The organism is Nitrosospira sp. TNL200, assembly GCF_055386305.1.
Genome location: NZ_AP041003.1, coordinates 894,675 through 918,912, shown reverse-complemented (window position 1 = coordinate 918,912; position 24,238 = coordinate 894,675). Strand labels below are relative to the sequence as shown.

At 55.5% G+C, this 24,238-nt stretch carries 23 protein-coding genes and 1 tRNA gene; 3 read left to right on the top strand and 21 right to left on the bottom strand.

All coding sequences use genetic code 11. From position 1 onward, the window contains the following. Positions 1–56 precede the first annotated feature (56 nt). The 10 genes from lipA to sucC form a co-directional block, all read right to left on the bottom strand. A complete protein-coding gene (gene lipA / locus ACZ5CE_RS04140; RefSeq protein ID WP_464576496.1) occupies positions 57–1,001 on the bottom strand; it encodes a lipoyl synthase in 945 nt (314 codons plus the stop codon). 52 nt (positions 1,002–1,053) lie between these two features. Further along, positions 1,054–1,662: a lipoyl(octanoyl) transferase LipB gene (lipB, locus tag ACZ5CE_RS04135; RefSeq protein ID WP_464577423.1), complete on the bottom strand. Its 609-nt coding sequence runs from the start codon at positions 1,660–1,662 to the stop codon at positions 1,054–1,056. A 98-nt stretch (positions 1,663–1,760) separates the two neighbouring features. After that, positions 1,761–2,036, bottom strand: coding sequence for a YbeD family protein (locus ACZ5CE_RS04130; protein WP_464577421.1), 276 nt, complete (start codon positions 2,034–2,036; stop codon positions 1,761–1,763). 152 nt (positions 2,037–2,188) lie between these two features. Beyond that, positions 2,189–3,058, bottom strand: a complete 870-nt coding sequence (locus ACZ5CE_RS04125; protein WP_464576495.1) for a D-amino acid aminotransferase — start codon at positions 3,056–3,058, stop codon at positions 2,189–2,191. 135 nt (positions 3,059–3,193) lie between these two features. Beyond that, the gene (locus tag ACZ5CE_RS04120) at positions 3,194–4,333 is read right to left on the bottom strand and encodes a D-alanyl-D-alanine carboxypeptidase family protein (protein ID WP_464576493.1); all 1,140 of its coding nucleotides are present in this window, start codon (positions 4,331–4,333) and stop codon (positions 3,194–3,196) included. A 279-nt stretch (positions 4,334–4,612) separates the two neighbouring features. Beyond that, a complete protein-coding gene (locus ACZ5CE_RS04115; protein ID WP_464576492.1) occupies positions 4,613–4,861 on the bottom strand; it encodes a hypothetical protein in 249 nt (82 codons plus the stop codon). A gap of 190 nt (positions 4,862–5,051) precedes the next feature. Beyond that, positions 5,052–6,596 carry a helicase HerA-like C-terminal domain-containing protein gene (locus tag ACZ5CE_RS04110; protein WP_464576491.1) on the bottom strand — a complete coding sequence of 515 codons (1,545 nt, stop codon included), beginning with the start codon at positions 6,594–6,596 and terminating at the stop codon, positions 5,052–5,054. Between the two features lie 154 nt (positions 6,597–6,750). Continuing rightward, on the bottom strand, positions 6,751–7,668 hold the full coding sequence (locus ACZ5CE_RS04105; RefSeq protein WP_464576489.1) for a CobD/CbiB family protein: 918 nt from the start codon (positions 7,666–7,668) through the stop codon (positions 6,751–6,753). Positions 7,669–7,941: 273 nt separating this feature from the next. Beyond that, the gene (gene sucD, locus ACZ5CE_RS04100; RefSeq protein ID WP_464576487.1) at positions 7,942–8,820 is read right to left on the bottom strand and encodes a succinate--CoA ligase subunit alpha; all 879 of its coding nucleotides are present in this window, start codon (positions 8,818–8,820) and stop codon (positions 7,942–7,944) included. Between the two features lie 2 nt (positions 8,821–8,822). After that, on the bottom strand, positions 8,823–10,055 hold the full coding sequence (gene sucC / locus ACZ5CE_RS04095) for an ADP-forming succinate--CoA ligase subunit beta (RefSeq protein ID WP_464576485.1): 1,233 nt from the start codon (positions 10,053–10,055) through the stop codon (positions 8,823–8,825). A gap of 299 nt (positions 10,056–10,354) precedes the next feature. On the opposite strand from sucC, the gene ACZ5CE_RS04090 reads away from it, so the two are divergent. After that, the gene (locus ACZ5CE_RS04090) at positions 10,355–11,818 is read left to right on the top strand and encodes an exonuclease domain-containing protein (RefSeq protein WP_464576484.1); all 1,464 of its coding nucleotides are present in this window, start codon (positions 10,355–10,357) and stop codon (positions 11,816–11,818) included. Positions 11,819–11,914: 96 nt separating this feature from the next. Here ACZ5CE_RS04090 and ACZ5CE_RS04085 read toward each other — a convergent pair whose 3' ends face one another. From ACZ5CE_RS04085 to rpsU, 6 genes are all read right to left on the bottom strand, one after another. Further along, the gene (locus tag ACZ5CE_RS04085; protein ID WP_464576482.1) at positions 11,915–13,813 is read right to left on the bottom strand and encodes an NACHT domain-containing protein; all 1,899 of its coding nucleotides are present in this window, start codon (positions 13,811–13,813) and stop codon (positions 11,915–11,917) included. A gap of 264 nt (positions 13,814–14,077) precedes the next feature. Continuing rightward, a tRNA-Ile gene (locus ACZ5CE_RS04080) sits at positions 14,078–14,154 on the bottom strand. Between the two features lie 44 nt (positions 14,155–14,198). Then, the gene (rpoD, locus tag ACZ5CE_RS04075) at positions 14,199–16,178 is read right to left on the bottom strand and encodes an RNA polymerase sigma factor RpoD (protein WP_464577419.1); all 1,980 of its coding nucleotides are present in this window, start codon (positions 16,176–16,178) and stop codon (positions 14,199–14,201) included. Between the two features lie 326 nt (positions 16,179–16,504). Next, the gene (gene dnaG / locus ACZ5CE_RS04070) at positions 16,505–18,301 is read right to left on the bottom strand and encodes a DNA primase (protein WP_464576481.1); all 1,797 of its coding nucleotides are present in this window, start codon (positions 18,299–18,301) and stop codon (positions 16,505–16,507) included. Positions 18,302–18,424: 123 nt separating this feature from the next. Continuing rightward, the gene (locus ACZ5CE_RS04065) at positions 18,425–18,871 is read right to left on the bottom strand and encodes a GatB/YqeY domain-containing protein (RefSeq protein ID WP_464576479.1); all 447 of its coding nucleotides are present in this window, start codon (positions 18,869–18,871) and stop codon (positions 18,425–18,427) included. A 155-nt stretch (positions 18,872–19,026) separates the two neighbouring features. Beyond that, entirely contained in the window at positions 19,027–19,239 is a 213-nt protein-coding gene (rpsU, locus tag ACZ5CE_RS04060) for a 30S ribosomal protein S21 (protein ID WP_004179462.1), read from the bottom strand. Between the two features lie 199 nt (positions 19,240–19,438). Here rpsU and tsaD point away from each other — a divergent pair, with 199 nt between their 5' ends. Next, positions 19,439–20,473 carry a tRNA (adenosine(37)-N6)-threonylcarbamoyltransferase complex transferase subunit TsaD gene (gene tsaD / locus ACZ5CE_RS04055; RefSeq protein ID WP_464577418.1) on the top strand — a complete coding sequence of 345 codons (1,035 nt, stop codon included), beginning with the start codon at positions 19,439–19,441 and terminating at the stop codon, positions 20,471–20,473. Positions 20,474–20,490: 17 nt separating this feature from the next. On the opposite strand, the gene plsY is transcribed toward tsaD, so the two are convergent. Continuing rightward, positions 20,491–21,099 carry a glycerol-3-phosphate 1-O-acyltransferase PlsY gene (plsY, locus tag ACZ5CE_RS04050; protein WP_464576477.1) on the bottom strand — a complete coding sequence of 203 codons (609 nt, stop codon included), beginning with the start codon at positions 21,097–21,099 and terminating at the stop codon, positions 20,491–20,493. 304 nt (positions 21,100–21,403) lie between these two features. Between plsY and ACZ5CE_RS04045 the strand changes: the two genes are divergently transcribed. Then, entirely contained in the window at positions 21,404–21,802 is a 399-nt protein-coding gene (locus ACZ5CE_RS04045; RefSeq protein WP_464576475.1) for a dihydroneopterin aldolase, read from the top strand. A 140-nt stretch (positions 21,803–21,942) separates the two neighbouring features. Here the strand turns inward: ACZ5CE_RS04045 and ACZ5CE_RS04040 are convergent, their stop codons facing one another. From ACZ5CE_RS04040 to ACZ5CE_RS04025, 4 genes are all read right to left on the bottom strand, one after another. Further along, entirely contained in the window at positions 21,943–22,527 is a 585-nt protein-coding gene (locus ACZ5CE_RS04040) for a CBS domain-containing protein (RefSeq protein WP_464576473.1), read from the bottom strand. A gap of 227 nt (positions 22,528–22,754) precedes the next feature. After that, on the bottom strand, positions 22,755–23,462 hold the full coding sequence (gene pyrF, locus ACZ5CE_RS04035; protein WP_464576471.1) for an orotidine-5'-phosphate decarboxylase: 708 nt from the start codon (positions 23,460–23,462) through the stop codon (positions 22,755–22,757). Positions 23,463–23,547: 85 nt separating this feature from the next. Continuing rightward, positions 23,548–23,805, bottom strand: a complete 258-nt coding sequence (locus ACZ5CE_RS04030; RefSeq protein ID WP_464576469.1) for a LapA family protein — start codon at positions 23,803–23,805, stop codon at positions 23,548–23,550. Between the two features lie 142 nt (positions 23,806–23,947). Next, complete coding sequence (locus ACZ5CE_RS04025) at positions 23,948–24,232, bottom strand: integration host factor subunit beta (RefSeq protein WP_464576467.1); 285 nt, start codon at positions 24,230–24,232, stop codon at positions 23,948–23,950. Positions 24,233–24,238 lie beyond the last annotated feature (6 nt).

The window sequence follows — 24,238 nt, the reverse complement described above, 5'->3', positions numbered from 1 at the left end:
TCGGTAGTTCCTTTCAGGCGTTTTCCATGGATCATGGACCATCATCCCATCCCTTGTCATGCGAAGCCGGCCTCCTGCGCCTGTTCATCGGCATGATAGCTGGAGCGCACCATCGGCCCGCATGCGGCATGGCTGAAGCCCATTGCCTTCGCGATCCGCTCGAATTCACGGAAACCCGCCGGCGGCACATAGCGCTGCACGGGCAGATGACCGATGCTCGGTTGCAGATATTGTCCGATAGTGAGCATTTCGACGCCATGGCCGCGCAGATCCCGCAGCACTTCAACTATCTCTTCGTCGGTTTCTCCCAGGCCCAGCATCAAACCGGATTTGGTTGGAATATCCGGAAAACGCGCCTTGAAGTCCTTGAGCAGTTTGAGCGAATGCGCGTAATCCGCTCCAGGGCGACATTGCCTGTAAAGACGCGGCACCGTTTCAAGATTATGGTTTAGCACGTCTGGCGGACAGGCAAACAACTTCTCCAGCGCGACATCCAGTCTTCCCCGGAAGTCCGGCACAAGAATTTCTATTCGGGTGCGGGGCGAATGAGCGCGCACCTCGCGGATGCAGTCCACGAAATGCTGGGCGCCCCCATCGCGCAGGTCATCGCGATCCACACTGGTAATGACGACATACTTCAGCTTCATGGCTGCAATGGATGACGCCAGATGCATGGGCTCCTCGAGGTCCGGCGGTTTGGGCTTGCCATGAGCCACATCGCAGAATGGGCACCGGCGGGTGCACAGGTCGCCCAGGATCATGAAGGTAGCCGTGCCCTTGCCGAAGCACTCCCCGATATTGGGGCAGGATGCTTCCTCGCACACGGTATGCAGTTTCTGTTCCCGCAGAATACGCTTGACCTCGTAAAACTCCTGGCTGTTGGAAGAGCGCACCCGGATCCACGAGGGCTTCCGCAATAGCTCGCCTGGGGATTGGGGCTGGATCTTGACCGGGTTGCGAGCCGTCTTGGCTGCGCCTTTCTGGCGGGTTTCTGCTGTCATGAAAGAAATATGTTCCTGTTTCTATAGAATGATAAATGGCAAGAATAACGCATCAGGCCGGCAAAAGCCTCATCCGCAATCTTCGGGCAAGCCTGCTGCTCAGTATTTCCAGTCCATCGGTCACGCCGAAATCCCTGAGCTGGGTAACCCGCAACCCGGCATAGCCGCAGGGATTGATGGCGAAAAATGGCTGCAGGTCCATGTCCACATTGAGGGCCAAGCCATGATAACAACAGCCTTTTTTTATTTTCAGCCCCAGGGAGGCAATTTTTGACCCCTCCACATATACGCCGGGAGCTTCCCTGCAACTCTCCGAGTTGATGCGATAATCGCCCAGCAAGTCTATCACCGCACCCTCCATCCTGCTGACGAGCTCGCGTACGCCCAGCCCCAGCCGGCGCATGTCCAGCATGAGGTAGGCGACAATCTGGCCCGGGCCATGATAGGTAATCTGCCCTCCCCGGTCGGTTCGAACCACGGGAATGCCATTTTCATGCAGCAGGTGTTCCGGCTTGCCTGCGACGCCCTGCGTGTAAACCGGCGGGTGCTGCAATAGCCAGATCTCGTCAGGCGTATCGCTGGTCCGCGTGTCGGTGAATTCCTTCATCGCCTGCCAGGCATGACGATAATCCACGAGAACCCGATTGTATCTGACTTTGATGTGGGAGACACCGGCCGGCGAGCGGACTCCCGGTCCGTTCGCCTCCAGGGGGAGAATGCTCCAGATTCTGGAATCCCGGCCTGCGCCAAAATCAATAGTCAAAGCACCATGACCACGTTGGGCTGATCGCACAGTTCCCGGTACAGCTGATCCAGTTGTTCACGTGAAGTGGCTAGAATGGTGCAGGTCAGGCTCAGATAAGTGTTCTTTCTGCTTATCCTCACCTCCAGGTTTGCAGGATCAAAATCCGGCGCATGGCGCTGCACGATCGCGAGCACGGATTGCATGAACTCCTGCCTGCGCTGTTCCAGGAGCGCCGCTGCGGCTACCTCGCTCGCGGGAGGGGAGGGCAGGCTGTCGCTTTCTCCATCCATAGGCCCGTTCGGCGGGGAATCGGCCAACGTATCCGAGCCAGCCAGCACAGCCAGCATGTCCGGCGTGTTCGCACTGCTCGTACCCACCCGACCAACGATTTTGATGGGGAAATTGCATGGATACTCTATCAGGGAGGGCTGGTCAGACGAAGTCATGAGGTTTCGATAAGCGTGTCGCCGCCTCGCATCACGGTAATCTTGTATTCCTGGTAGAGCTCGTACAGCATGGCAAATAGCGCGCCCGGCCTGCCATTGCCAACCGGCTTGCCATCGAGCCGGGTGATTGGCAGGATTTCCTTGGTAGATGATGTAAGCAGCAGCTCCTCGGCACTGCGGACCTCCTCCTCGGAAACCTCCCGCACTTCGTGGAGAATTTTCCGGGCTGCCGCCAGTTCAAGTATCACATCATAGGTGATGCCCGGCAACATCAAATGGTTTTTTGGCGGTGCAAGCAGCACGTCGTCTTTTACCACAAAAATATTGCTCGCGGCGCCCTCCGTCATGTAGCCATCTCGCAGCAATACGGTTTCCATCGCATCGGCATCGATTGCCATCTGACGGAGCAGCACGTTGGGCAATAGCGAAATCGCCTTGACATCGCAACGCAGCCACCGGTTGTCAGTGGAGGTGATGGCCGCCACGCCGGTTTCGAGCCACTCCTCTGGCGGAGTGAGCAAGGGGTTGCTCATGATGAAAACAGTAGGAGAAACGGCTTTCGGAAAAGCATGGTCACGCTTGGCCACACCACGCGTAACGTGGAGGTAGAGGGATTGATCATTGCTTTCATTGCCTGCAATGATCTGCTCGAGAAGATGGGTCCATTCCCCGATGGCATGAGGATTGCGCAACCTTATTCCATCCAGGCTGTGCTGCAGCCGGCGCAGGTGCTCGGCCAGCCGGAAAGGCTTGCGGGAATATACTGGAATGACTTCGTATACGCCATCACCGAAGATAAATCCCCTATCCAGTACCGGGATGCGTGCTTCTTCGATGGGCATGAAATCCCCATTGAGATAAATCATGGCGGTCCTTGAAATAATCGATGGTATTCAGCGCTTTCCTTGATCCTGCTTCAGATCCTGTCAATACTTGTTTAGCACCTGCGTTGCTGCACGGAAAAGCGCGAGTGCAAGCCGCAAAACAAATATTAACAGGCCCTAATTCAACAAAAGCCGTATGCTATCCCAGGCGCGCCCAAAAATGCTCGCGTCGCTCACCGATTCGAGTGCGATCAACGGGTGCTCCGCGAACGGCTTGCCATCCAGCGTGAACTTGACGGTTCCCACCCTTTGTCCCGCGGTTATGGGAGCCATGAGCGGCTGCTTGTATTCCAGCCTGGCCTTCAGTTTATCCACCTCGTTTTTTGGCAGGGAAAAGTATATGTCGTAGCCAAAACCCGTCTTGAGCTTGTCCTGCGTGCCCTTCCATAATGGAATAGCGACTACTTCCCGTTCTTTCCCATAGAGGTGAACCGTGTTGTAGAACTGGAAGCCATGATTCAGCAAACGCTGGCTTTCCATGGTGCGCGCATTGTCGGAAGCGGCGCCCATCACCACGGAAATCATCCGCCGCTCTCCTCTCTTGGCCGAGCTGACAAGGCAGTAACCAGCCGCTTCGGTATGTCCCGTCTTGATGCCATCCACATTGGGATCGAGCCATAGCAGGCGATTGCGGTTCGGTTGCGTAATCTTGTTGTAGGTATACTCCTTGAGGGAATAGAGCGGATAATATTCCGGAAAATCGCGAATCATGGCAGCAGCCAGCAGCAAAAGATCGTAAGCACTGGAGTAATGCTCGGGGTGCGGCAGGCCGGTTGCATTCGCGAAACGGGTATTTTTCATCCGCTGCCGCCCGGCCTCCTTGTTCATCAGGGAAACGAAAGCGCTTTCGGAACCCGCGACGGCTTCCGCTAGGGCGATGCTTGCATCATTGCCGGACTGCACGATCATGCCCCGCATCAGTTCATCCACCGTCACCGGCCTGTTGACTTCGATGAACATGCGCGACCCTTGGGCACGCCTGGCATGTTCCGACACAAGCACAGTCTGGGTCAGAGTTAGCCGTTTTTGCTGAAGCGCCGAAAAAATAATATATGCGGTCATCAGCTTGGTCAGCGATGCCGGCTCAACGCGCTCCTGGGCATTCTCACTGACCAGGATTTGCCCGCTCTGGAAATCGGAAAGAACATAGGACTTCGCCGCGATGGATAAGGTGGGAACAGGCAATGAGGAATATTGCGGCTGCTGGGCAACAACGGGGGGCGCGAGAAACAGTAGCAGCAGGATTAAGCGTTTCATGGCACAGGCGCAAAACGCCATTATATCCCAATAGGAGACCCAATCCTAAAAGCGATAGGAACGAGGGTAAGGCGCTTCAGGATAAACCTCCGCCGGCGCATCGCCGACAAAAGCGGGATGCGCCCCGGAGCGCCGCCCGGAGGCTACCGCAAAGCACGGACCGGGCAGCGGCGGAAATGCAAGCCCCCCAGGCTATCGTTGGGCCGCCTGCAGCCTGCCACGAGGCGGCATATTCCTTCGGAAGACACAGGCGCTGGCCTGTGTCTCCGCCCGTGGGCTCTACCGCTTACCGCGGCAAACGCTGTACCCATCGCTCCAGCCCATCTTGTATTGCGCATCCACCGAAAAACGCCGCTCATCCTTTGCCGCATAACGCGTCTTCTTCGAGGTTTCGCAACCATCGATATACCCGTCCTTGAAGGCGGGCGAATATCCGGTGAGATTGTAAACGGGGCGCGCGCTTGCCGGGGGAGGCCCTGCCGGACCTTTAACTTCGGCCGTAGTTGCACAGCCCGCGATTAAAATCATCAAAAAGACTGGCGCAGTCGAACGCACTACACTTTCCCCGCTTCACTGAACCCGCTTTGCCGTCCATGATCCCAAACCCAGCAGTTGACCGCGCTCATTTCCAGGTTAGAGCCATGACCCACAAAGATTTTACGCGGTACTCTACGTCCACCTATATGGTGAAAGCGAGCCCTCCGCCGGGTTTAAACCATCAGCGGCGACGCCCGCTCCCAAAAATACCACCCAAAACCCCGCGAAAGATCTCCCGGCCGACCTGCGAGCCGATCGAACGCGCCGCGCTTTTGGCTGCCGCGTCGAGGATACCGGGATGCCGGCCGCCACGCGGTCCGGTTTTGCCCAGAAGCAGGCCACTCAGCGTATCCATCATGCCACCTTCATCGCTGGCCGGCGCCGCGTGATTTTCCTGCCGTTCCATCGGTCTTCCGCCATCCTCGCTGGCTTCCTGCGTCGTGGCGGTGCGGCTTCGGATTATTTCATAAGCGGATTCGCGATCCACCATCTGCTCATAATGCCCGAAAATGATGGAGGACTGGATGATATTCATGCGTTCCGCATCGTCGAGCGGACCCATTCGCGAGGCTGGCGGGGTGATGAATGCCTGTTCGACCATCGCCGGCCTGCCCTTCTCGTCCAGCAATGACACCAGCGCTTCGCCGACCGAAAGCTCGGTGATGGCTTTTTCGGTATCGAAACCGGGACTCGCCCGCATGGTCTGCGCCGCCGCCCGGACGGCTTTCTGGTCGCGTGCCGTAAATGCGCGCAACGCGTGCTGCACGCGGTTGCCAAGCTGCCCCAGAACATTCTCGGGAACATCGAGCGGATTCTGCGTCACAAAATATACCCCGACCCCCTTGGAACGTATCAGCCTCACCACCTGCTCGATTTTCTCCAGCAGCGGGCGCGGGGCTTCGTTGAACAGCAGATGAGCCTCATCGAAAAAGAATACCAGTTTCGGTTTTTCGGGATCGCCGACTTCCGGCAGGCGCTCGAACAGTTCGGACAGCATCCACAGCAGAAACGTCGAGTACAGCTTGGGAGAATTCATGAGCTTTTCGGCTGCGAGAATATTGATCATTCCCCGGCCCTGGTTGTCGGTCTGCATCAAATCGCTGATGTCGAGCATCGGCTCGCCGAAGAACTGGCCGCCCCCCTGCTGTTCGATTTCGAGCAGCGAACGTTGAATTGCGCCGATGGAGGCAGCGGAAATGTTGCCATATTCGACGGTGAAATTCCGCGCGTTCTCGCCCACGAATCGCAACATGGCGCGCAAGTCTTTCATGTCAAGCAGCAAAAGGCCGTTGTCATCCGCGATCTTGAACACCAGCGCCAGCACCCCTTGCTGCGTGTCATTCAGGTTGAATAACCGTCCAAGCAGCAGCGGCCCCATGTCGGATACGGTGGCGCGGACCGGGTGTCCCGATTTGCCGTATATATCCCAGAAAGCAACCGGGCAACCCATCCACACCGGCTTCTCCAGCTTGAGTTGCGCCAGCCGCGCCTCCATCTTCGGGGAATCCTTGCCTGGAGCGGCCAGCCCCGACAGATCCCCCTTGACGTCGGCCATGAATACCGGCACACCAATCGAGGAGAACCGCTCGGCCAGTACCTGTAGCGTGACCGTCTTGCCGGTTCCGGTCGCGCCGCTGATGAGACCGTGCCGATTGGCAAGGCCAGGCAGCAAAACGATTGGCTTGCCGGATTTATCGGAAGTCGCGATTACTAATGGTTCTGGCATGGGATTTCATGGCTCCTGTTTCAGGGTTTCATGATTGCATCATGACTGGCACTTCTCATGATGGTGGCAGTTATAATAATTGGGAAGAAGTAGTAAAAATCCTCGCCTGTCATCGTAGCACGTCCCTGAATCCCGGGGGGACTGCCACTTATCTTCATCCCGCCCAACTGGCGATTTCCAGCAGCAGGAGCAGCAAAAGCCACACCACCAGCGCGCGCCAGACCAGGCCAATGGTATTTTGCAGAAAATCCATATCGGCTTCTTCCCCCACTCCCAGCTCAGGACGATAGAACTCCCCATGGGGTTGGCGCAAGGGATCTCCAAGACGCACTCCCAACGCGCCCGCGCCGCTGGCGAGGATTATTCCCTGGTTTTGATTCATCCATGATGCAGCCTGCGCGCGCCAGCAATAAACGGCGTCTTCGAAATTGCCGGCGATGGCAAAGCTCATGGCGGTGCATCTTGCGGGCAGCCAGTCAATTATCTCGAAAGCTTTTGCCGCAAATGCGCCCGGCGCTTCCGGCTGTCCTCCCCAGCGCTCGTTCAGCAGCTCTGCCACGCGATAGAGCAGCGGACCCATGGGACCCGGCAATATGACAAAAGAGACAATAATGGCAAACAGGTACCGGTGCGAATAAAGCAATCCCATTTCGATGGCAACCCGTGCAATTTGCTGGCTACTGAGCTCATCGGTCTCCTTCGCGCTCCCCCCTAGGTCCTTCAATAGCTGGCGGGCCAAAAGCACGTCGCCATTCTTTAGTGCTGTTTTCACTTCGACGAAAGACTCACTGAACTGCCGGAAGCCCATGGTGAAATACAGGATTGCCACATTCCAGGCGCACGCCAGGATCGGGCTCAAGCCATACAAAAAATGATAGGCCCAGCTCGCCACCACCAGTACAGGAAGCACTGCCGCAAACCAGGCCGCAACGCCATGATGGCGAATGCCCGTATTGAAATAGCGCCCAAGCGTATCCGCATAGGATAAAAACGCGGCTACCGGACCATTGCGGTGGCCGCTCGAATGCCAGCGTTCCAGCAACAGGGCAAAGATCAGAGAGAATAAGATCATCCTAAATCCGACAGTTTAACGGGGTGGAGTATGCGGTTTTTGGAGTGGAGGGCAAGGCGCGACGACGCGCAATAGCCATTCCATTCCAGGGAGTTGCAGCGCAGCCATGTGCCGCAAAAATCACGCAATCCGCCATGTAGCGAACTCACACTATAGGTAAACATCTAAAACCGTGGAAAGTCTTTGGATCATGACTCCAAGACTGGAAAAAAGCGGTCAACTGCCGGATTTAGGATCATAGCAAGAAAAGCCGGTTTTCTCGTCCCGGAAAAATTATCGCAATACCGATTTGAGGACTCTTCCCATTTCCGCCGGATTGCGCGTCACCGTTATCCTGCATGCTTCCATCACGGCAAGCTTTTCCTGCGCCGTGCCTTTCCCGCCGGATATGACCGCCCCGGCGTGTCCCATGCGCCTGCCCGGCGGCGCGGAAACGCCAGCAATAAAGCCGACCACCGGTTTATTCATATTGTCCCTGACCCAACGAGCGCAATCCTCCTCATCCGAGCCCCCGATTTCACCGACCATCAAGACGGCGTCCGTTTCATCATCCTCATTGAAAAGTTTCATCACATCCAGGTGCTTCAGCCCGTTGACCGGGTCGCCGCCGATTCCGATGCAGGTGGATTGTCCCAGCCCCTGCTCCATCAATTGCGCGACTGCTTCATAGGTCAGCGTGCCGGAGCGCGACACCACGCCTATGCGCCCTTTCTTGTGGATATAGCCGGGCATGATGCCGATCTTGATTTCATCCGGCGTGATAATACCGGGGCAATTGGGACCGATCAGGCGCGTTTTGCGCCCTTCCATTTTGCGGCAGACGCGCAGCATGTCGCGCACCGGAATGCCTTCCGTGATGCAGATCACCAGGTCCAGTTCCGCATCTACCGCTTCCTCGATCGCCGCCGCGGCAAAAGGGGGAGGCACATAAATCACCGATACCGTCGCTCCTGACGCCTGTTTCGCTTCCATGACACTGGCGTAAACGGGGATGCCCTCGAAATCCTTCCCCGCCTTCTTCGGATTGACGCCGGCAACAAAGCATTGGTCTCCGTCGGCATAATCCCGGCACATGCGGGTATGGAACTGGCCTGTCTTGCCGGTTATGCCCTGGGTCATGACGCGCGTATGCCGATCGATCAGGATAGCCATGGTTATGTCCTTCCCGTTGCCGGCCCGGGCGTCTCGGGTATCGCTGCCGCCGCCGCAGAGACAGCCTTGGCCGCCGCGTCGGCCATATTGGCCGCGGAGATGATCGGCAGGCCCGATTCGGCCAGGATCTTCCTGCCCAGTTCCACATTGGTGCCTTCCAGGCGCACGACCAGCGGCACGCCCAGCTTTACTTCCCGGGCAGCTGCCACCACGCCTTCGGCAATGACGTCGCATTTCATGATACCGCCGAATATGTTTATCAGGATGGCCCGCAGTTCCGGATTGCGCAGCATCAGCTTGAATGCTTCCGCCACCTTTTCCGCGGTGGCGCCGCCCCCCACGTCGAGGAAGTTCGCAGGGTTGCCGCCATAAAGCTTGATGATATCCATGGTGGCCATTGCCAGGCCCGCGCCGTTGACGAGGCAGCCGATGTTGCCATCCAGCGAGACATAGGAAAGATCATATTTCGAAGCCTCGATCTCCGCGGGGTCCTCTTCGTCCAGATCGCGCAAAGCGGCAAGCTCGGGATGGCGAAACAATGCATTGTCATCGAAGCTCAGTTTTGAGTCGAGTGCGAACACGCGATTGTCCGATGTCATCACCAGCGGATTGATCTCGACCAGCGAGGCATCGGTTGCGTCATAAGCGCGATACAACCCCTGCAGAAATTCGCTCGCTTCCTTTACCGCTTGCGGGCCGATGCCGATACTTTCCGCGACATCCCCGGCCTCTGAAGCGGTGAGGCCGGCAATCGGGTCGATGAATATCTTCCGGATCTTTTCGGGTGTTTTGGCCGCGACCTCCTCGATATCCATCCCCCCTTCGGCGCTTGCCATCAGGCACACCCGCCGCCTGGAGCGGTCCACCACCAGGCCGATGTAGAACTCCCTGGTGATTTCCACGCCCTCCTCGATCAGCAGCCGCCGCACTACCTGCCCGCCCGCGCCGGTCTGGCGGGTAACGAGCTGCATGCCCAGCATCTGCCCAGCGTATTGTTCCACCTCATCGAGCGAGCGCGCCACTTTCACGCCACCACCCTTTCCACGGCCGCCTGCGTGAATTTGCGCCTTGACCACCCAGAGGCCGCCCTTCTCCAGCTTATCCGGCCTGTCCAGCTTGTTCAGCTTATGGGCAGCTTCCATTGCTTCCGCCACACTGAAACAGGCAATTCCACGAGGGGTCGCAACGCCGAACGCGCGCAGTATTTCCTTGGCCTGGTATTCATGGATCTTCATGATTTTCCCGCGTTAGAAACAAGGGGCAAAGGAAGTATATCGCAATAGCGCCGCTACCGTTACCGTCGTAGTTTTTGCGCCATCACGGGAAAGAATTTACTTCAAGACGAAGACAGCCGGCTTGGCGTTATGAGTACCAGCCTTGCCGCGGCCACGATAACAGTAGCCACTGCTCGCCAAAGTTAAAGCCGTATACGTATCCAACATTCCACGCGCCCATCTGGATTTGAAAAATCCATTCCAGTGATGTAGTCTGGCCCCATCGCAACTCCCTGCTTGCGCCAAGGAAACGCTTCCTCGTGTTTTCCACACTGTCCCGTTTCGTCATCCTCGACCTGGAAACGACCGGCGCGACGCCTTCATACCACCGCGTCACCGAGATCGCCCTCATCTGCTTCGAATACGGTGTGGAAACGGAGCGCTGGCAGACGCTGGTCAATCCGGGTGTCAGCATTCCATCCTTCATCTCGCGCCTGACTGGCATCACCAATGACATGGTCCGGGACGCGCCAGCCTTCGAGGATATCGCCCCCGTCCTGCACGGCTACCTGGACGGCGCCATATTGGCTGCGCACAACGTGCGCTTCGACTACGGCTTCCTCAAGAACGAATACCGGCGCTTGGGCGCGGTACTCCGCCAGAAGGTGATGTGCACCGTCAAACTTTCGCGCGCCCTCTATCCGCATCACGAGGGCCATGGGCTGGATGCCATCATGGCACGCCATGGTCTTGCCTGCCCTGCGCGCCACCGCGCCATGGGAGATGTCGAACTGGTGGTCAACTACATGGAGCTCGCCAAGCGAGAATTGGGCGAGGCCGCGGTACTGGACGCCGTAGCCCGCCTGATACACGGCTCCAGCCTGCCCGCGGGGCTCGATGCCGGGTTCCTGGACGAGATACCCGAGAGCCCGGGAGTGTATCTCTTCTACGGTGAGAACGACTTACCGCTCTATATTGGCAAGAGCGTCGCCCTGCGTTCCCGGGTGCTGTCCCATTTCAGCAACGATCATGCCTCCAGCCGGGACATGCGCATCGGACAGGAAATCACGCGCGTGGAATGGATCGAGACAGCGGGAGAACTGGGCGCCTTGCTATTGGAAGCGAGACTGATCAAGGAACGCCAGCCGGTACATAACCGGCGGCTGCGGATACAACAGCTATTCTCGCTGAGTCTCGCTGCCGGGCTCAACCAGTTCCCGCTGGTGCGCGTTGTTGGGGAAGAGGAAATCGAGCCGGAGGTATTCGAGCACCTGTTTGGCTTGTTCCGCTCGAAACGCGGCGCCATGAACACCCTGCGCGAGATCGTCAGAGAGCAGCGGCTGTGTCCGCGCGTGGTCGGAATCGAGTCCGGCAAGGGCGCCTGTTTCGCATCACAGCTTAAACAGTGCGATGGTGTTTGTGCGGGAAGAGAGAAGCCGGAGCTGCATTACCTGCGCTTGAAGCTCGCCCTCATACCTCACCGCCTGAAGCCCTGGCCTTATCCGGGAAAGATCGGTGTGCGTGAACAGCATGCCGACACCGGACGCACCCAGTTGCACATCTTCCAGGACTGGCGCCATCTTAAAACCGTGGAAGACGAGGACGAACTTCAGGATGTCCTGGCATCGCACTTTTGCGCCGAATTCGACCTGGACATCTACAAGCTGCTGCAACGCCATCTTCAAACCTGCGGAGATACCGTCATGATGCTTCCTGCCCTCGAAACGATGGATCAGGCAAACGGAGACTTGCTGGAAGAAGGAGTCGCAAATAAGGTATGTTGACGCCTACGTCATGCACCGCTTCCTCGATGACATACAAATCCAAGGGATTTCGCAAAAATATCTATTTCCGATACAAATCAGTAACTTGATCAACTATTATTTTGTGAGATTAAGTCTGAATAGGGCAGATGTGGGAGTCATTGCCCAATTGGCATTCGTTCCGTTTAAATCATCATCGCGAAACATTACCTCGGCCTCTCCTTGATATGTCATGATAGGTATTGCGATGATCTGTGGAGACATAGCCTTTCTCCGATCTACTTTGTAAACATCTATAGCAAACTTTATGTCGCCTGCAGAACTAGTCACACTATCTACAAGTTGCCAATGGGCAAACTCCGCAGGCTTATCCGGGGCTGTCAAATTTGTTCGAGCTCGTGCAAGGAAATGAGATGTCTCATCTCTATCAGCCAGCCAATATATCTCGCGGGTATCAAATAATTCATTTATTCTTCCACTTAAGGTCAATATTTCGATCAACGACCTGAACTCGGACAGTTGAGGCAAAAACCAAGTTGTGCTATCAAAGGAACTTCGCCATCGGTTGTGCGATGGAATAAGTTTAAAAACATCTCGTTCACTTCGGTCTTCAATTGCAACGGTGTTAACGAATTGCAGGACAAGTCCTGCCGCAAAATCATAGACTCGCACGACATTGTTACTCTCAACTATACGGCTAGTGTATGAGCGCCATTCAGATGGAAGTCCAGATCGAGCTCCGAAAGATGATTTATCTGATAATGCTTGGTTTACCCATGCTTGATCAATCGAACTTGCTGGAACCGAGGGGCGGATAAATGGAAACAATGATGTGGTGCGCAAATCCATCGCCATTATTTCGCCCACACGCTTACAGCCGTAGCGAGTTGTTTGTCCCCAGCTAATAAATAAGTCACACATCATGTCAGTCCATTTAACTGACACGCATCGATCATCGCCATCAATAAAAGCTTTGATGAACATAAACTCCATGACTGATCGATGGGCAAATTTGAAATTACCCACCGCATCTCTATTTAATAATGATCGATTGGTCAACTTCCAGCTTTCGATTAATTCGCTAGAAACGCGAATTAAACTTACCAGCTCATTAAGCGGTATCCGTTCACTCCCCCTCAGATTGCGTCCCAAAACCAAATCAACAGCTAGTTCTTTTGAGAATCGCATCAGCTCATCAGAGCTAATCCAGGCACTCTCCCGTTGCAACCATTGATCGACCATGAAAACATATAGATCCCAAAGATTGCGTGCATCCAGCTTTGCTGCAGCAAGCTTTGGCACCAGGGTAAGCAGCATTGGACGTACCATAAGCTCTGGAATCTGAGCCACGATCTTTTTGGCCCTTTTGAGTTCGTTTAAATGTGTCCATTTAATCGCCGTTTTGAGAAATGCACTTACTTGTTGGTCATTAAAAGGCAGAAGATATACGGTGCGCCATTCGTGCATTGTTAGAGTTCCGGTACTCCGCGGTGCTACTTTAACTATCCCTGTTTCATGGGGTATAGAACTTTCCTGAGAGAAGAATTGTGTTCTGCAAGTCATGATAATCACTTTAAAGTCCGCAGCGGCGATCATCAATTCATCCATACGCTTCCTATAATCTTCGATCGCGCTCGTATCCTCATCAAAAGCATCTAAAAGCAATATCGTTTCGCGTTGATCCACAATTTTCCGTATCTGTTCCCTCGCATCGTTACGATTTAATGGAATAAGCGCTATCCTCCTCCGCTTTCCAGGCCATTTTTTCTGTTCCTTCGCGAATAAGTTTAGCAGGAGAGTAGTTTTCCCCATCCCCGCGTCTGCGAGAACCAGGATGCGTCGCTGCTCCGAAGCACATTGGATTTCATTCCATAGTGCACTGAAAACCAACTTCCTGACTTTCACTGTGACGCGAGGGTCGTCTTGGTTTGAAGGGTCGATATTCGAACAATATGGCTCGATATAATCTTTCTGTGCTTCTAGAAAATCCTCTTTTTGGAATGCGCTAATCAGCATATCTTTCTCCAATTCGAGAAGCCTTCGCGCCATTCGCTTTTGTCATTCCGATCAAGAATGAATATGATCGCTTTCCATAGCGCAAAAAGACAACCGGCAACCGCGCTTATCAATAAAAAATTTGTCCTGGTGAGGTTTTAGCTATAAATGATATTTGCTCTTGTACAGTTTTTTGCCGAGGACCGGTCGACTGTTAGATATTTCCCCGTCAGTGTCCCACAAAAGGAAAAGGCTCACGTTTTTATTCGTAAGCCTTTGTTTTACTGGTGGGTCTGGTTGGACTCGAACCAACGACCAAGGGATTATGAGTCCCCTGCTCTAACCGACTGAGCTACAGACCCCCGCAATGGTAGGATGAATGAAAGTATAACAGTTGCGGAGCCGCTCAGCCTTCGGTATCGAGGAAACTGCGCAGCCGCTCGGACCGCGAAGGATGGCGCAACTTGCGTAGCGCCTTGGCTTCGATCTGGCGAATACGCTCGCGCGTCACATCGAACTGCTTGCCGACTTCCTCCAGCGTATGGTCGGTATTCATTTCGATGCCGAAGCGCATGCGCAGCACTTTCGCTTCGCGCGGTGTCAGCGAATCGAGTATGTCCTTGGTCACGTCGCGCAAGCTCGCGTATACCGCAGCGTCGGAGGGAGCCATGGTGGCGGAATCCTCGATGAAATCGCCAAGATGGGAATCCTCGTCATCGCCTATAGGCGTCTCCATGGAGATGGGTTCCTTGGAAATCTTCAAAATCTTGCGGATCTTCTCCTCGGGCATCTCCATTTTCTGCGCAAGCACTGCCGGTTCCGGCTCCTGCCCCGTCTCCTGGAGTATCTGGCGCGAAATTCGGTTCATCTTGTTGATGGTTTCGATCATGTGCACGGGTATGCGTATCGTGCGCGCCTGGTCCGCGATGGAGCGCGTAATAGCTTGGCGAATCCACCAGGTCGCATAAGTCGAAAACTTGTACCCGCGCCGGTATTCGAATTTATCCACTGCTTTCATAAGGCCGATATTCCCTTCCTGGATGAGATCAAGGAATTGCAGCCCGCGGTTGGTGTATTTTTTTGCGATGGATATGACCAGGCGCAGATTGGCCTCAGTCATTTCACGCTTCGCGCGGCGCGCCTTCGCCTCGCCGGTGGACATCCGGCGATTGATTTCCTTGAGGTCCTTGAGAGGGATGCCTACATCCTTTTGCAGGTTCAGCAGGTTCTGCTGCTGCTCCAGGATGGCCGCTTCAAAGCGGCTCAGCGGCTGGCTATAGGTTTTGCCCAGCGCCACTTCCTGCGCCACCCACTCCAGGTTGCTCTCATTGCCGGGAAAAGCCTTGATGAAATGTCCGCGCGGCATGCCCGCCTTGGTGACGCAGATATCCATGATCCGGCGCTCGTAGCCGCGCATTTCATCCACCAGGGCGCGCTGGGTATCGCAAAGCCGTTCCACCATTTTTGCCGAGAAGCGGATGGCCATGAGCTCAGAGGAAATACTTTCCTGTACTTCCTTGTATGCCCGGTTGGACGACCCTTTCTTTTCCAGCGTTTTCTGCATTTCCGCATATGCTTGCTGGATGACTGCAAAACGGTCCAGCGCATCATTTTTCAGCTTCAGCAGGTTCGCATTCGCTATCGCGACGATATCTTCATCTTCCGAACCCTCGGCGCTCAGCTCCTGCTCAAGCGACTCGTCGGGAATTTCTTCGGTGATAAGCTGCTCGGAATCGGGATCCAGCAATCCATCCACCAGCTCATCGACACGCATCTCGTCTTTCGCCACCTTGGCGGCAAGATCGAGAATGGCGGCAATGGTCGTGGGGCATGCAGAAATCGCCTGGATCATGTGCTTCAATCCATCTTCGATCCGCTTCGCAATCTCGATTTCGCTTTCGCGCGTGAGCAACTCGACCGAACCCATCTCGCGCATGTACATACGCACCGGGTCGGTGGTGCGCCCGAATTCCGAATCGACGGTGGAAAGGGCCGCTTCCGCTTCTTCCACCACGTCCTCATCCGCCACCGTAGGAGCAGTTTCGGACATCAACAGTGTTTCCGCGTCGGGCGCCTCATCGTACACCGATATGCCGACATCATTGATCATGCTGATGATGTTCTCGATCTGCTCGGCATCGAGCATGTCGTCGGGAAGATGGTCGTTGATCTCGGCATAGGTCAGGTAGCCGCGCTCCTTTCCCTGCACGATCAGGTTCTTGAGACGCAGACGCCGGGCCTCCAGGTCCTGGGGCGCAAGCGGCGCCTTGTCCGGATCCTTCGGCTGAGGCGCTTTGCCCTCTCTTAGCACCTTTGCCTTGGCAATTTTCGCAGTAATCAAATTAGGTTCTTTGGCAGCCATAACCGCTTTCGCAATCTCCGTCATCCGAACTGATGTGGCGGAGGTAAGCTCCTCGCCCCCTGAAAAGTCTTCTTCCGCCATTTCTCCCGGTATTTTTTCGGGCATGTCTGGCACGACATCCGCCGTGCCTCGCCTGGGCCTGGCCCCGGCCTCCTTTCCTTCATTCCCAGCCGCCGCCTTGGTTTTTCTGAGAGAACGGTCCACTGCGGGAAGCTTCGATTTTTCTTCTTTTATAGCTGGCTCTTTGTTTTGTGTTTTCGGCTTTACCATAACCTTTCCAGACAATGCAGTTGAAACCTAAAAACTTTTGATTCTACCATGATTTCAATATCAGTTATCAACTGGTCGGATCATGATAGCGCCAATCGTTGAAGCTCCTGTTTTTCCTCGTGCGTCAGCATGCTCAACGACTTGCTGTGCAATTTGGTCATGCGCTGCTTGCGTTTCCTGTTTCTCAATTGTGCCATGGCGCCAGCGAACTCGGCCTCCACGTCTATGTTGGCGTCCCATGCGAGGGTTTCGCTCTGGGCTTTTTGCAATAACTTGCAATGCGGGCTGTCCTGAAAATAGGTAATCGCTGCAGGGACTACCGTATTTACGCTGATATGGAGGCAATTATCGATAAATTCAACCAGTTCCGTCAGCGCCACAATCTCTTCCGAATATTCCGTATCTTCCGTGAGCAGATCCCTATCCAGCTTTGCAGCATAGCCCGGATCGTACAGCAATACCTGTATTAGCCATCGGTATGGCGAAGCCGGTTGCGGCCGCGACGCCTTTTCCGGAGTCCGGGTGGATGAAAACCGCCTGATCTTCAACAGCTCTTCCAACTCGTTACGGGTAAAGCCGCTGATTTCCGCAAGGCGCTTCAACAGCAGAAGCGCAAGACCCGGGGCTGCAACTTTTGCCAGCAGCGGCTTTGCATCCTGGGCCAGCTTGGCGCAGCCTTCGCTGGTTCTGAGGTCCACGCGCGCCGATAGTTCCTTGAAGAGAAAAACAGACAGAGGAAGCGCATGCTCGAATAGCCGCTCAAAAGCTTCCTTCCCATGACGGCGCACGTAACTGTCGGGATCTTCGCCCTCCGGTAAAAAAAGGAAGCTGATATTCTTGCCATCCACAACCTGAGCCAGGCTGTCTTCCAATGCGCGCCATGCCGCTTTTCTCCCGGAATTGTCACCGTCGAAGCAAAACACCACGTTATCCGTATGGCGTAAAAGTTTCTGTACGTGATGCGGCGTGGTGGCTGTCCCCAATGTGGCAACCGCGTAATCGATGCCATGCTGCGAAAGGGCAACCACGTCCATATACCCTTCAACCACGATCACCTTCCCCGCCTGCCGGATTGCCCTGCGTGCCGAATAGAGGTTGTAGAGCAGGTGGCCCTTCTGGAACAGGGGTGTTTCGGGTGAATTCAGATATTTTGGCTCGCCCTGGTCCAATATCCTGCCTCCAAAACCCACGATTCTTCCCTTGAGATCAAGAATGGGAAACATGATGCGGTCGCGGAAGCGGTCATAACGTTTGCCGTCCTCGGCGATGACCAGTCCTGCCTCGGCCAGCAGATCGGCTCGCTTTCCCGCCAGGAAACCGGCAAGTGCTGCATCCAGGTTCTGCCAGCCGGCCGGAGCATAACCGATGGCGAAGCGCGCGGCTGTCTCGCCCGTCAAGCCGCGCGTTTTGAGATAGCCGATAGCGTTTTGGGAATGCTTGAGCTGCTCGCGATAAAAGCGCGTCGCCGCGCTCATGGCATCGGACAGATCCCGGGTGAAGGCTTCAGCCCCGGACTGCTGGGCTGGGGCGGATTCCTGCCTGAAGCCGGACTCCAACCCCGGATTTTCCGGATAAGTCCCTGATTTTTGCGCGGGAACCCGCATTCCGACGCGGGAAGCCAGATCAGTCACGGCTTCCACGAAATTCATCCCCGCGTATTCCATCAGAAAACTGATGGCGCTGCCGTGCGCACCGCACCCGAAGCAGTGGTAAAACTGCTTGGAAGGGCTCACGGTAAACGAAGGTGTTTTTTCGCTATGAAAAGGACAGCAGGCGGTATAGTTGGCTCCCGCTTTCCTGAGCGGGATGTTGCGCTCAATGACATCGGCGATATCCACCCGATCGAGCAATTCCTGAATGAATGATTGCGAGATCATTTATGGCCGATAATCAATTATGTCAGAGAACGCAACCACCGAACCGTCTTCCCTGGGGCCTGTTAAAACGCACCTTCCCTTCCTCGTTGGCATGGCGCGAGGAGCCGGGCGGTCCCGGCTACATCAACCGGCGAGCCTAGCCCTGAGCAGGGCGGAGACCTTGCCCATGTCGGCGCGTCCGGACAGCCTGGGTTTCAGCAAGGCCATTACTTTTCCCATATCCTGTTGTCCCTTGGCGCCTGCCGTGGAAACCGCTTCGGTTATGGCAGCATCGATCTCGATTTCGCTCAATGCAGAAGGCATATAGCCCTGCAATACGCTCACCTCGAATTTCTCGGCATCGGCCAGATCCTGCCGATGCGCAGCCTCGTACTGGGCAATGGAATCCCTTCGCTGCTTGAGCATTTTTTCTACCACTGCGACGACGGCAGCATCATCCAGTTCGATCCGCTCATCCACTTCCCGTTGCTTCAGCGCCGCCTGCAGCAAGCGGATGGCATCCCGCCGCCTGGTATCGCCCGCGCGCATCGCGGACTTCATGTCTTCGGTGATTTGTTGCCTCAGATTCACGTTCGGGAATTTTTCTTATTACTGCGAATAGTCTCAATACCGGGATTCAATATATTATTGACCGCGCTCGAATTCGTGATGATGTTGTGAAACTCGCCCCTACTCATCCAAATGAATCTCGCCAGATCAGGCGTGATAAATTTGACTAATGACAACTAATAAAGTTTCGGAGGAAGCAATTGGCTGCGTAAACGCTTGTAGGTTCGCTTGACTGCCGCAGCCAGCTTACGCTTGCGTTCAGCCGTGGGTTTTTCGTAAAATTCCCGTGCACGCAATTCCGTGAGCAAGCCGGTTTTTTCTATGGTACGCTTGAAACGGCGCATGGCAACCTCAAACGGCTCATTTTCCTTGACTTTAATAGTAGTCATGAAGATATCTTCTCCTTCTCTCGATGTTGAATAGATAAAAATAATCGATGCGCCGGCTTCACCCGCACGAATCTGCACAATGGAACATCAGCCCAACGAACATTAGCTCTCCATTATATAACAAGTACAGAAATTTTCAGAATCCGTTGGCAAAAAGTCAACCGCACGCTCCTTGCTGATCCCGCCGATCCAACCACCCCTGCTTGTACTCGGAATCGAAACATCCTGCGACGAAACCGGGGTTGCGCTTTACCATGCCCAGCGCGGGCTGCTGGGCCATACGCTTTATTCCCAAACGGAAATGCACAGCGAATATGGCGGCGTGGTGCCGGAACTCGCATCCCGCGATCATATACGGCGCGTGCTGCCTCTCCTGAAGCAATGCCTGGCCCAGGCCGGACAGGAACTCGGGGATCTCGGCGCCATAGCCTACACGCAGGGACCGGGGCTGGCGGGCGCGCTGCTGGTCGGCGCAAGCATAGCCGCCTCGCTCGGCCTCGCGCTGGATATTCCCGTTCTCGGCGTGCATCACCTGGAAGGCCATCTCCTCTCGCCGTTGCTATCCACTCCCTCTCCGGTATTTCCCTTCGTGGCGCTCCTGGTGTCAGGCGGCCATACCCAGCTGATGGAAGTAAAGGGTCTTGGCCAGTACAGGCTTCTAGGCGAAACGGTGGACGATGCAGCGGGTGAGGCTTTCGATAAAATCGCAAAACTGCTGGGCTTGGCTTACCCTGGCGGTCCCGCGCTGGCAAAGCAGGCTGACGAGTTTTCCAGATCAGGCCAGCGCAATCCGTTCAGATTTCCCCGCCCCATGCTTCGCAGTGGAGACCTCAATTTCAGCTTCAGCGGTCTCAAGACAGCGGCGCTCACCCTGATAAACCAGGAGGAATTGACGAACTCAACACGGGGCGCCATCGCGCATGCCTTCCAGGAAGCCGTGGTGGAGGTTCTCACCGAAAAATGCATGAATGCACTTACGCAGACGGGGCTGGATCAGCTCGTGGTGGCGGGAGGAGTGGGCGCCAACCGGCAATTAAGGCAAACGCTTTGCCAGAAGGCCGAAGTAGCCGGCGCCTCCATTTTTTTCCCCGAATTGGAGTTTTGCACAGATAACGGCGCAATGATCGCCTTTGCGGGAGCCATGCGGCTGCAAGCCGGCATAACCGCGGATCATTCCGGCAGAACGTTTGCAATAAAAGCCCGATGGGACCTTGAAACGCAAACTGATATCTGAAGGGGAAATGGAAGCAATTATGGAAGGCTGCGCTCGCCGATTCTCGCCTCCTTTCCCGCCATCAAGCTGGCAATATTCGATTTGTGTTTCCAGACAAGGAGCAGCGACAGGATGAGGACCACTGCTGCACTCGTCCCCAAGCCGAGAAAATACACCGCGTAAACTGGTGCAAGCACTGCTGCGGCAAGGGCGGATAACGATGAGATGCGCGATACTGCGGCTACCAACAGCCAGGTTGCCGCTGCCGTCAACCCCATCCATGGGTTGAAACCCAGCAACACGCCCAGGGCGGTAGCCACACCTTTTCCACCCTGGAAGCGTAAAAATACCGGAAAAAGATGGCCCAGGAATACCGCTAATGCCACTGCGGCAACCACCGTATCGGTGATTCCCCAATTCGGACCGGCATAACGCGCCAGTACGACCGACAACCAGCCTTTGCCGGCATCTCCGAGCAGTGTCACCGCCGCGGCCGCTTTCTTGCCGCTGCGCAGCACATTGGTCGCGCCGGGATTGCCGGAGCCGTAGGTGCGAGGGTCGGGCAGGCCGAAGAACCGGCTTGCCAGCACGCCAAAGGATATGGAACCAAGCAGATAAGCCGTCAGCACGGCAGCGGCTGCGATCATGAGACTTGCGCTATGTCCGAAAAAGTCCTATCGCGGTGGCACAAAGCCGGAAACAGGCCGATACCGCCGGAATAAATTCGCCCACAGGGCTGGCAATCTTTCAATATGGGTGGGATGTTGCTGGTAAACTTCCGATGGCCGGGACGGCGGCGCGACTAAAATATCCACTCAGAGAACATGCAGGGGCTGGCAATCCATATTCTATTGCACCTGGAGTGAATAGCATAATGGAAAATTGGCTGCTTGCCAGGCGCCGGTACAGCCTGAAGCGCAAAAACCGGTAGAACCCATATAGGCTGATTCAGTGGACATTATCTTTTTGCATGAACTCAAGGTCAAAACCTTGATTGGCATCTATCCGTGGGAACGCGACGCGGAACAAACCATCCAGCTCGATCTGGAAATAGCGCTTCCCCATAGCCATGCCTGCCAGACGGACAAATTCGAAGATGCGCTGGACTACGCGCTTATCGTCCAGCGCATAAACGAAACCCTCTCGCAAAAGCACTTTTCCCTGTTGGAAGCTCTGGCCGAGCATATCGCCCAGATCATCCTGGTGGAGTTCGGCTCGCCCTGGACGAGGATCAGCGTAGCAAAGCCAGGCGCAATACGCGGGCTAAAAAAACTCGGCGTACGCATCGAGCGCTGGCGGGATCCGCTTTCAGTCCAGGAAACGATTCCCCCTCCAGCTCCTGTAGCGTAAACCCGAACGCTGGATAGACTGGACAGACCGGGCTGAGCGGCCGTCCACGTTCGGCCGCTCGGTGTCCCCATGCGCCTATCCCCGCCACCACGATGGCAGGGATAATGAACGGCATGGACAGCAACGAGCCTGCCGCGCTATCAGTGTATCAGTGCCGCCTCGATTTCCGTAAATGTCCTGGCAACTTCCAGAGATGGAAGAGTGACTCCCAGTTGCTTCTCTATCTGTGTCAGAGAAAAAATGCCGCAGACCACCGGCATTCCTCTTTCATCGCTTTCTATCACCAGGGTGTGCTGCCGGCCGCTGTCCTGCAGGCTGGTAATGATATCTCCCACCCGGGCTCGCTGGACCTCCTCCATGGCGACAGCCTCCAGCCGTTCGAGAGGAGTCATGATATCGGCCACAAGGATCTCATTATGCTTTACCTGGCGCTCCTGGATAAAGCGCAGCGGTTTCTCGCCGAGGACATCGGTGGCCGTGATGATGCCGCAGAGACTCTCGTCCCCGTCAAGCACCAGCAGCGAGCGCACGCCACGCTTTATCATATCGGCATTGGCCACCTCCATCGAGGTCGCGGTATCGGTAACCGCTGCGTGCGTGTAGCGCAGGTCGGTCATGACCTCCAGGGCGGGTGACAGCAAGGTTACTGCTTTGGGCGAGGCCGGGGAAACGATCCGGACGGTGCCGGCAAGCCGCCTCGCGGATAAGATGTGAAAATCGGACATGGTATGATCCTCCAGCAGAAGTGGATGGAATACGCTTGAAATCCCGAATACTTTCTGGCTTTCTGGACTTCTTTGTTTACTTTACGCCCTGCCGACAAAAGGGTCAATGTGAGATCGACGCCATACCGCCGTTATATGCGCGCCCCCTGGCGGCGGGTGTCCTCAGGGATGGCCGAGGAGAAAAAATTGAATTCCTCACTGGAAAAAGAAGGTTCCAAATCAACCTTCTACTGCCTACCATCCATGATTTCGTTGTTTAACCGTTGCAAAACCGCTATTGGATCCCTGGCCTGGGTAATGGGCCGGCCAATGACCAGGTAATCCGAACCATTTTCGATTGCTTCCCTCGGAGTTGCCACCCTTTTCTGCTCATTCTCCGCTGTATCGGCAGGCCGAATTCCCGGGGTAACCAGACAAAAGGCATCGCCGATCCTGTTCCGCAACTGCCGGGCTTCAAGGGCGGAACATACCACCCCATCCAGGCCGCAGTCATGCGCCAGCAGAGCAAGGCGCTGAACCGTTTCCCTCGGGCTTCCATTCAAGCTGATTTCGTCCAGATCTTCCTGGCCGAGGCTGGTAAGAAGGGTAACGGCTATGAGCCGGGTTTCGCCGGGGGGTACGGCATCCCGGGCCGCCAAAAGCATTTTTCTTCCTCCCAGTGCGTGGACATTCAGCATCCATACGCCCAGCTTCGCCGCCGCCCTGCAGGCGCTCGCAACCGTGTTGGGGATATCGTGAAATTTCAGGTCGAGGAAGACATCGAACCCCTGGCGCATGATGCTTTCCACCAATTGCGGCCCGGCGGCGGTGAAAAGCTCTTTCCCTATCTTGACTCTGCATAAAGCGGGATGGAGGCGATCCACCAAGGCCAGCGCCTGTTCCGCTTCGGCAAAATCCAGGGCGACGATGACGCGGGGATTACGGGGATTACTCATGCAATGGAGAAATCGGAACAGTCTGTCCCAATCGGGAAGAGGAGACTGACGCGGCAGAACCACTCCTCGCCCTGGCAGGCAAAGGTCATCCTCGTTCTTCCGAAGCCAGGAATTTCTTTTTGTAGGAAGAGCTCTCCCGCCTCAGCTTGAATATTTTTCCAAGGCAGGAAAGCACTCCGATGACCGCACCTAGCGTAAAAAACAACAACAGCACCAGGACGAGAGGCGCATTCCATTCATAGCCAAAATAATAGTGCAGCGTCACCTGGTCGGTATTCCGCATGGCAAAGCCGAGCAGCAGAAGGAAGAGTCCAATGCGCAGAAACCAGGCGAGATAACGCATGAATCATATTCCCCCGACGATCGATTCAACGGGATGTGCGCCGCTTTTTCGACCAATAGAATAACTATTGGCCTTCAAAATCGTCAAAATCCACCCTCACCCAGCCATATTTTCGCTTCGATTCTTCAAGTCCGACAGGCTGCTAGCCTTTCTGGTCGACCCGTTCCCGCATTTCCTTGCCCGCCTTGAAATGGGGAACATACTTCTCGGGAACACGTACTTTTTCCCCCGATTTTGGATTACGGCCGACGCGCGGCGGACGGTAGTTCAGGTCAAAGCTGCCAAATCCGCGAATCTCGATACGTTGACCCTGCGCTAAACTTTTGGCCATGGCATCAAGTATTACCTTGACGGCAAGTTCCGCATCCTTCGCCACCAATTGAGGATAACGCGCTGCGAGCCTTGCAATCAGTTCGGATTTTGTCATTGCTGT

Bases quoted from the DNA above. Each gene is read 5' to 3' on its own strand.
- lipA (WP_464576496.1), bottom strand. From the start codon at position 1,001: ATGACAGCAGAAACCCGCCAGAAAGGCGCAGCCAAGACGGCTCGCAAC.
- ACZ5CE_RS04130 (WP_464577421.1), bottom strand. From the start codon at position 2,036: ATGGATGGAGAAAGCGACAGCCTGCCCTCCCCTCCCGCGAGCGAGGTA.
- ACZ5CE_RS04125 (WP_464576495.1), bottom strand. From the start codon at position 3,058: ATGATTTATCTCAATGGGGATTTCATGCCCATCGAAGAAGCACGCATC.
- ACZ5CE_RS04120 (WP_464576493.1), bottom strand. From the start codon at position 4,333: ATGAAACGCTTAATCCTGCTGCTACTGTTTCTCGCGCCCCCCGTTGTT.
- ACZ5CE_RS04115 (WP_464576492.1), bottom strand. From the start codon at position 4,861: ATGATTTTAATCGCGGGCTGTGCAACTACGGCCGAAGTTAAAGGTCCG.
- ACZ5CE_RS04110 (WP_464576491.1), bottom strand. From the start codon at position 6,596: ATGCCAGAACCATTAGTAATCGCGACTTCCGATAAATCCGGCAAGCCA.
- ACZ5CE_RS04105 (WP_464576489.1), bottom strand. From the start codon at position 7,668: ATGATCTTATTCTCTCTGATCTTTGCCCTGTTGCTGGAACGCTGGCAT.
- sucD (WP_464576487.1), bottom strand. From the start codon at position 8,820: ATGGCTATCCTGATCGATCGGCATACGCGCGTCATGACCCAGGGCATA.
- sucC (WP_464576485.1), bottom strand. From the start codon at position 10,055: ATGAAGATCCATGAATACCAGGCCAAGGAAATACTGCGCGCGTTCGGC.
- ACZ5CE_RS04085 (WP_464576482.1), bottom strand. From the start codon at position 13,813: ATGCTGATTAGCGCATTCCAAAAAGAGGATTTTCTAGAAGCACAGAAA.
- rpoD (WP_464577419.1), bottom strand. From the start codon at position 16,178: ATGACGGAGATTGCGAAAGCGGTTATGGCTGCCAAAGAACCTAATTTG.
- dnaG (WP_464576481.1), bottom strand. From the start codon at position 18,301: ATGATCTCGCAATCATTCATTCAGGAATTGCTCGATCGGGTGGATATC.
- rpsU (WP_004179462.1), bottom strand. From the start codon at position 19,239: ATGACTACTATTAAAGTCAAGGAAAATGAGCCGTTTGAGGTTGCCATG.
- plsY (WP_464576477.1), bottom strand. From the start codon at position 21,099: ATGATCGCAGCCGCTGCCGTGCTGACGGCTTATCTGCTTGGTTCCATA.
- ACZ5CE_RS04040 (WP_464576473.1), bottom strand. From the start codon at position 22,527: ATGTCCGATTTTCACATCTTATCCGCGAGGCGGCTTGCCGGCACCGTC.
- pyrF (WP_464576471.1), bottom strand. From the start codon at position 23,462: ATGAGTAATCCCCGTAATCCCCGCGTCATCGTCGCCCTGGATTTTGCC.
- ACZ5CE_RS04030 (WP_464576469.1), bottom strand. From the start codon at position 23,805: ATGCGTTATCTCGCCTGGTTTCTGCGCATTGGACTCTTCCTTCTGCTG.
- ACZ5CE_RS04025 (WP_464576467.1), bottom strand. From the start codon at position 24,232: ATGACAAAATCCGAACTGATTGCAAGGCTCGCAGCGCGTTATCCTCAA.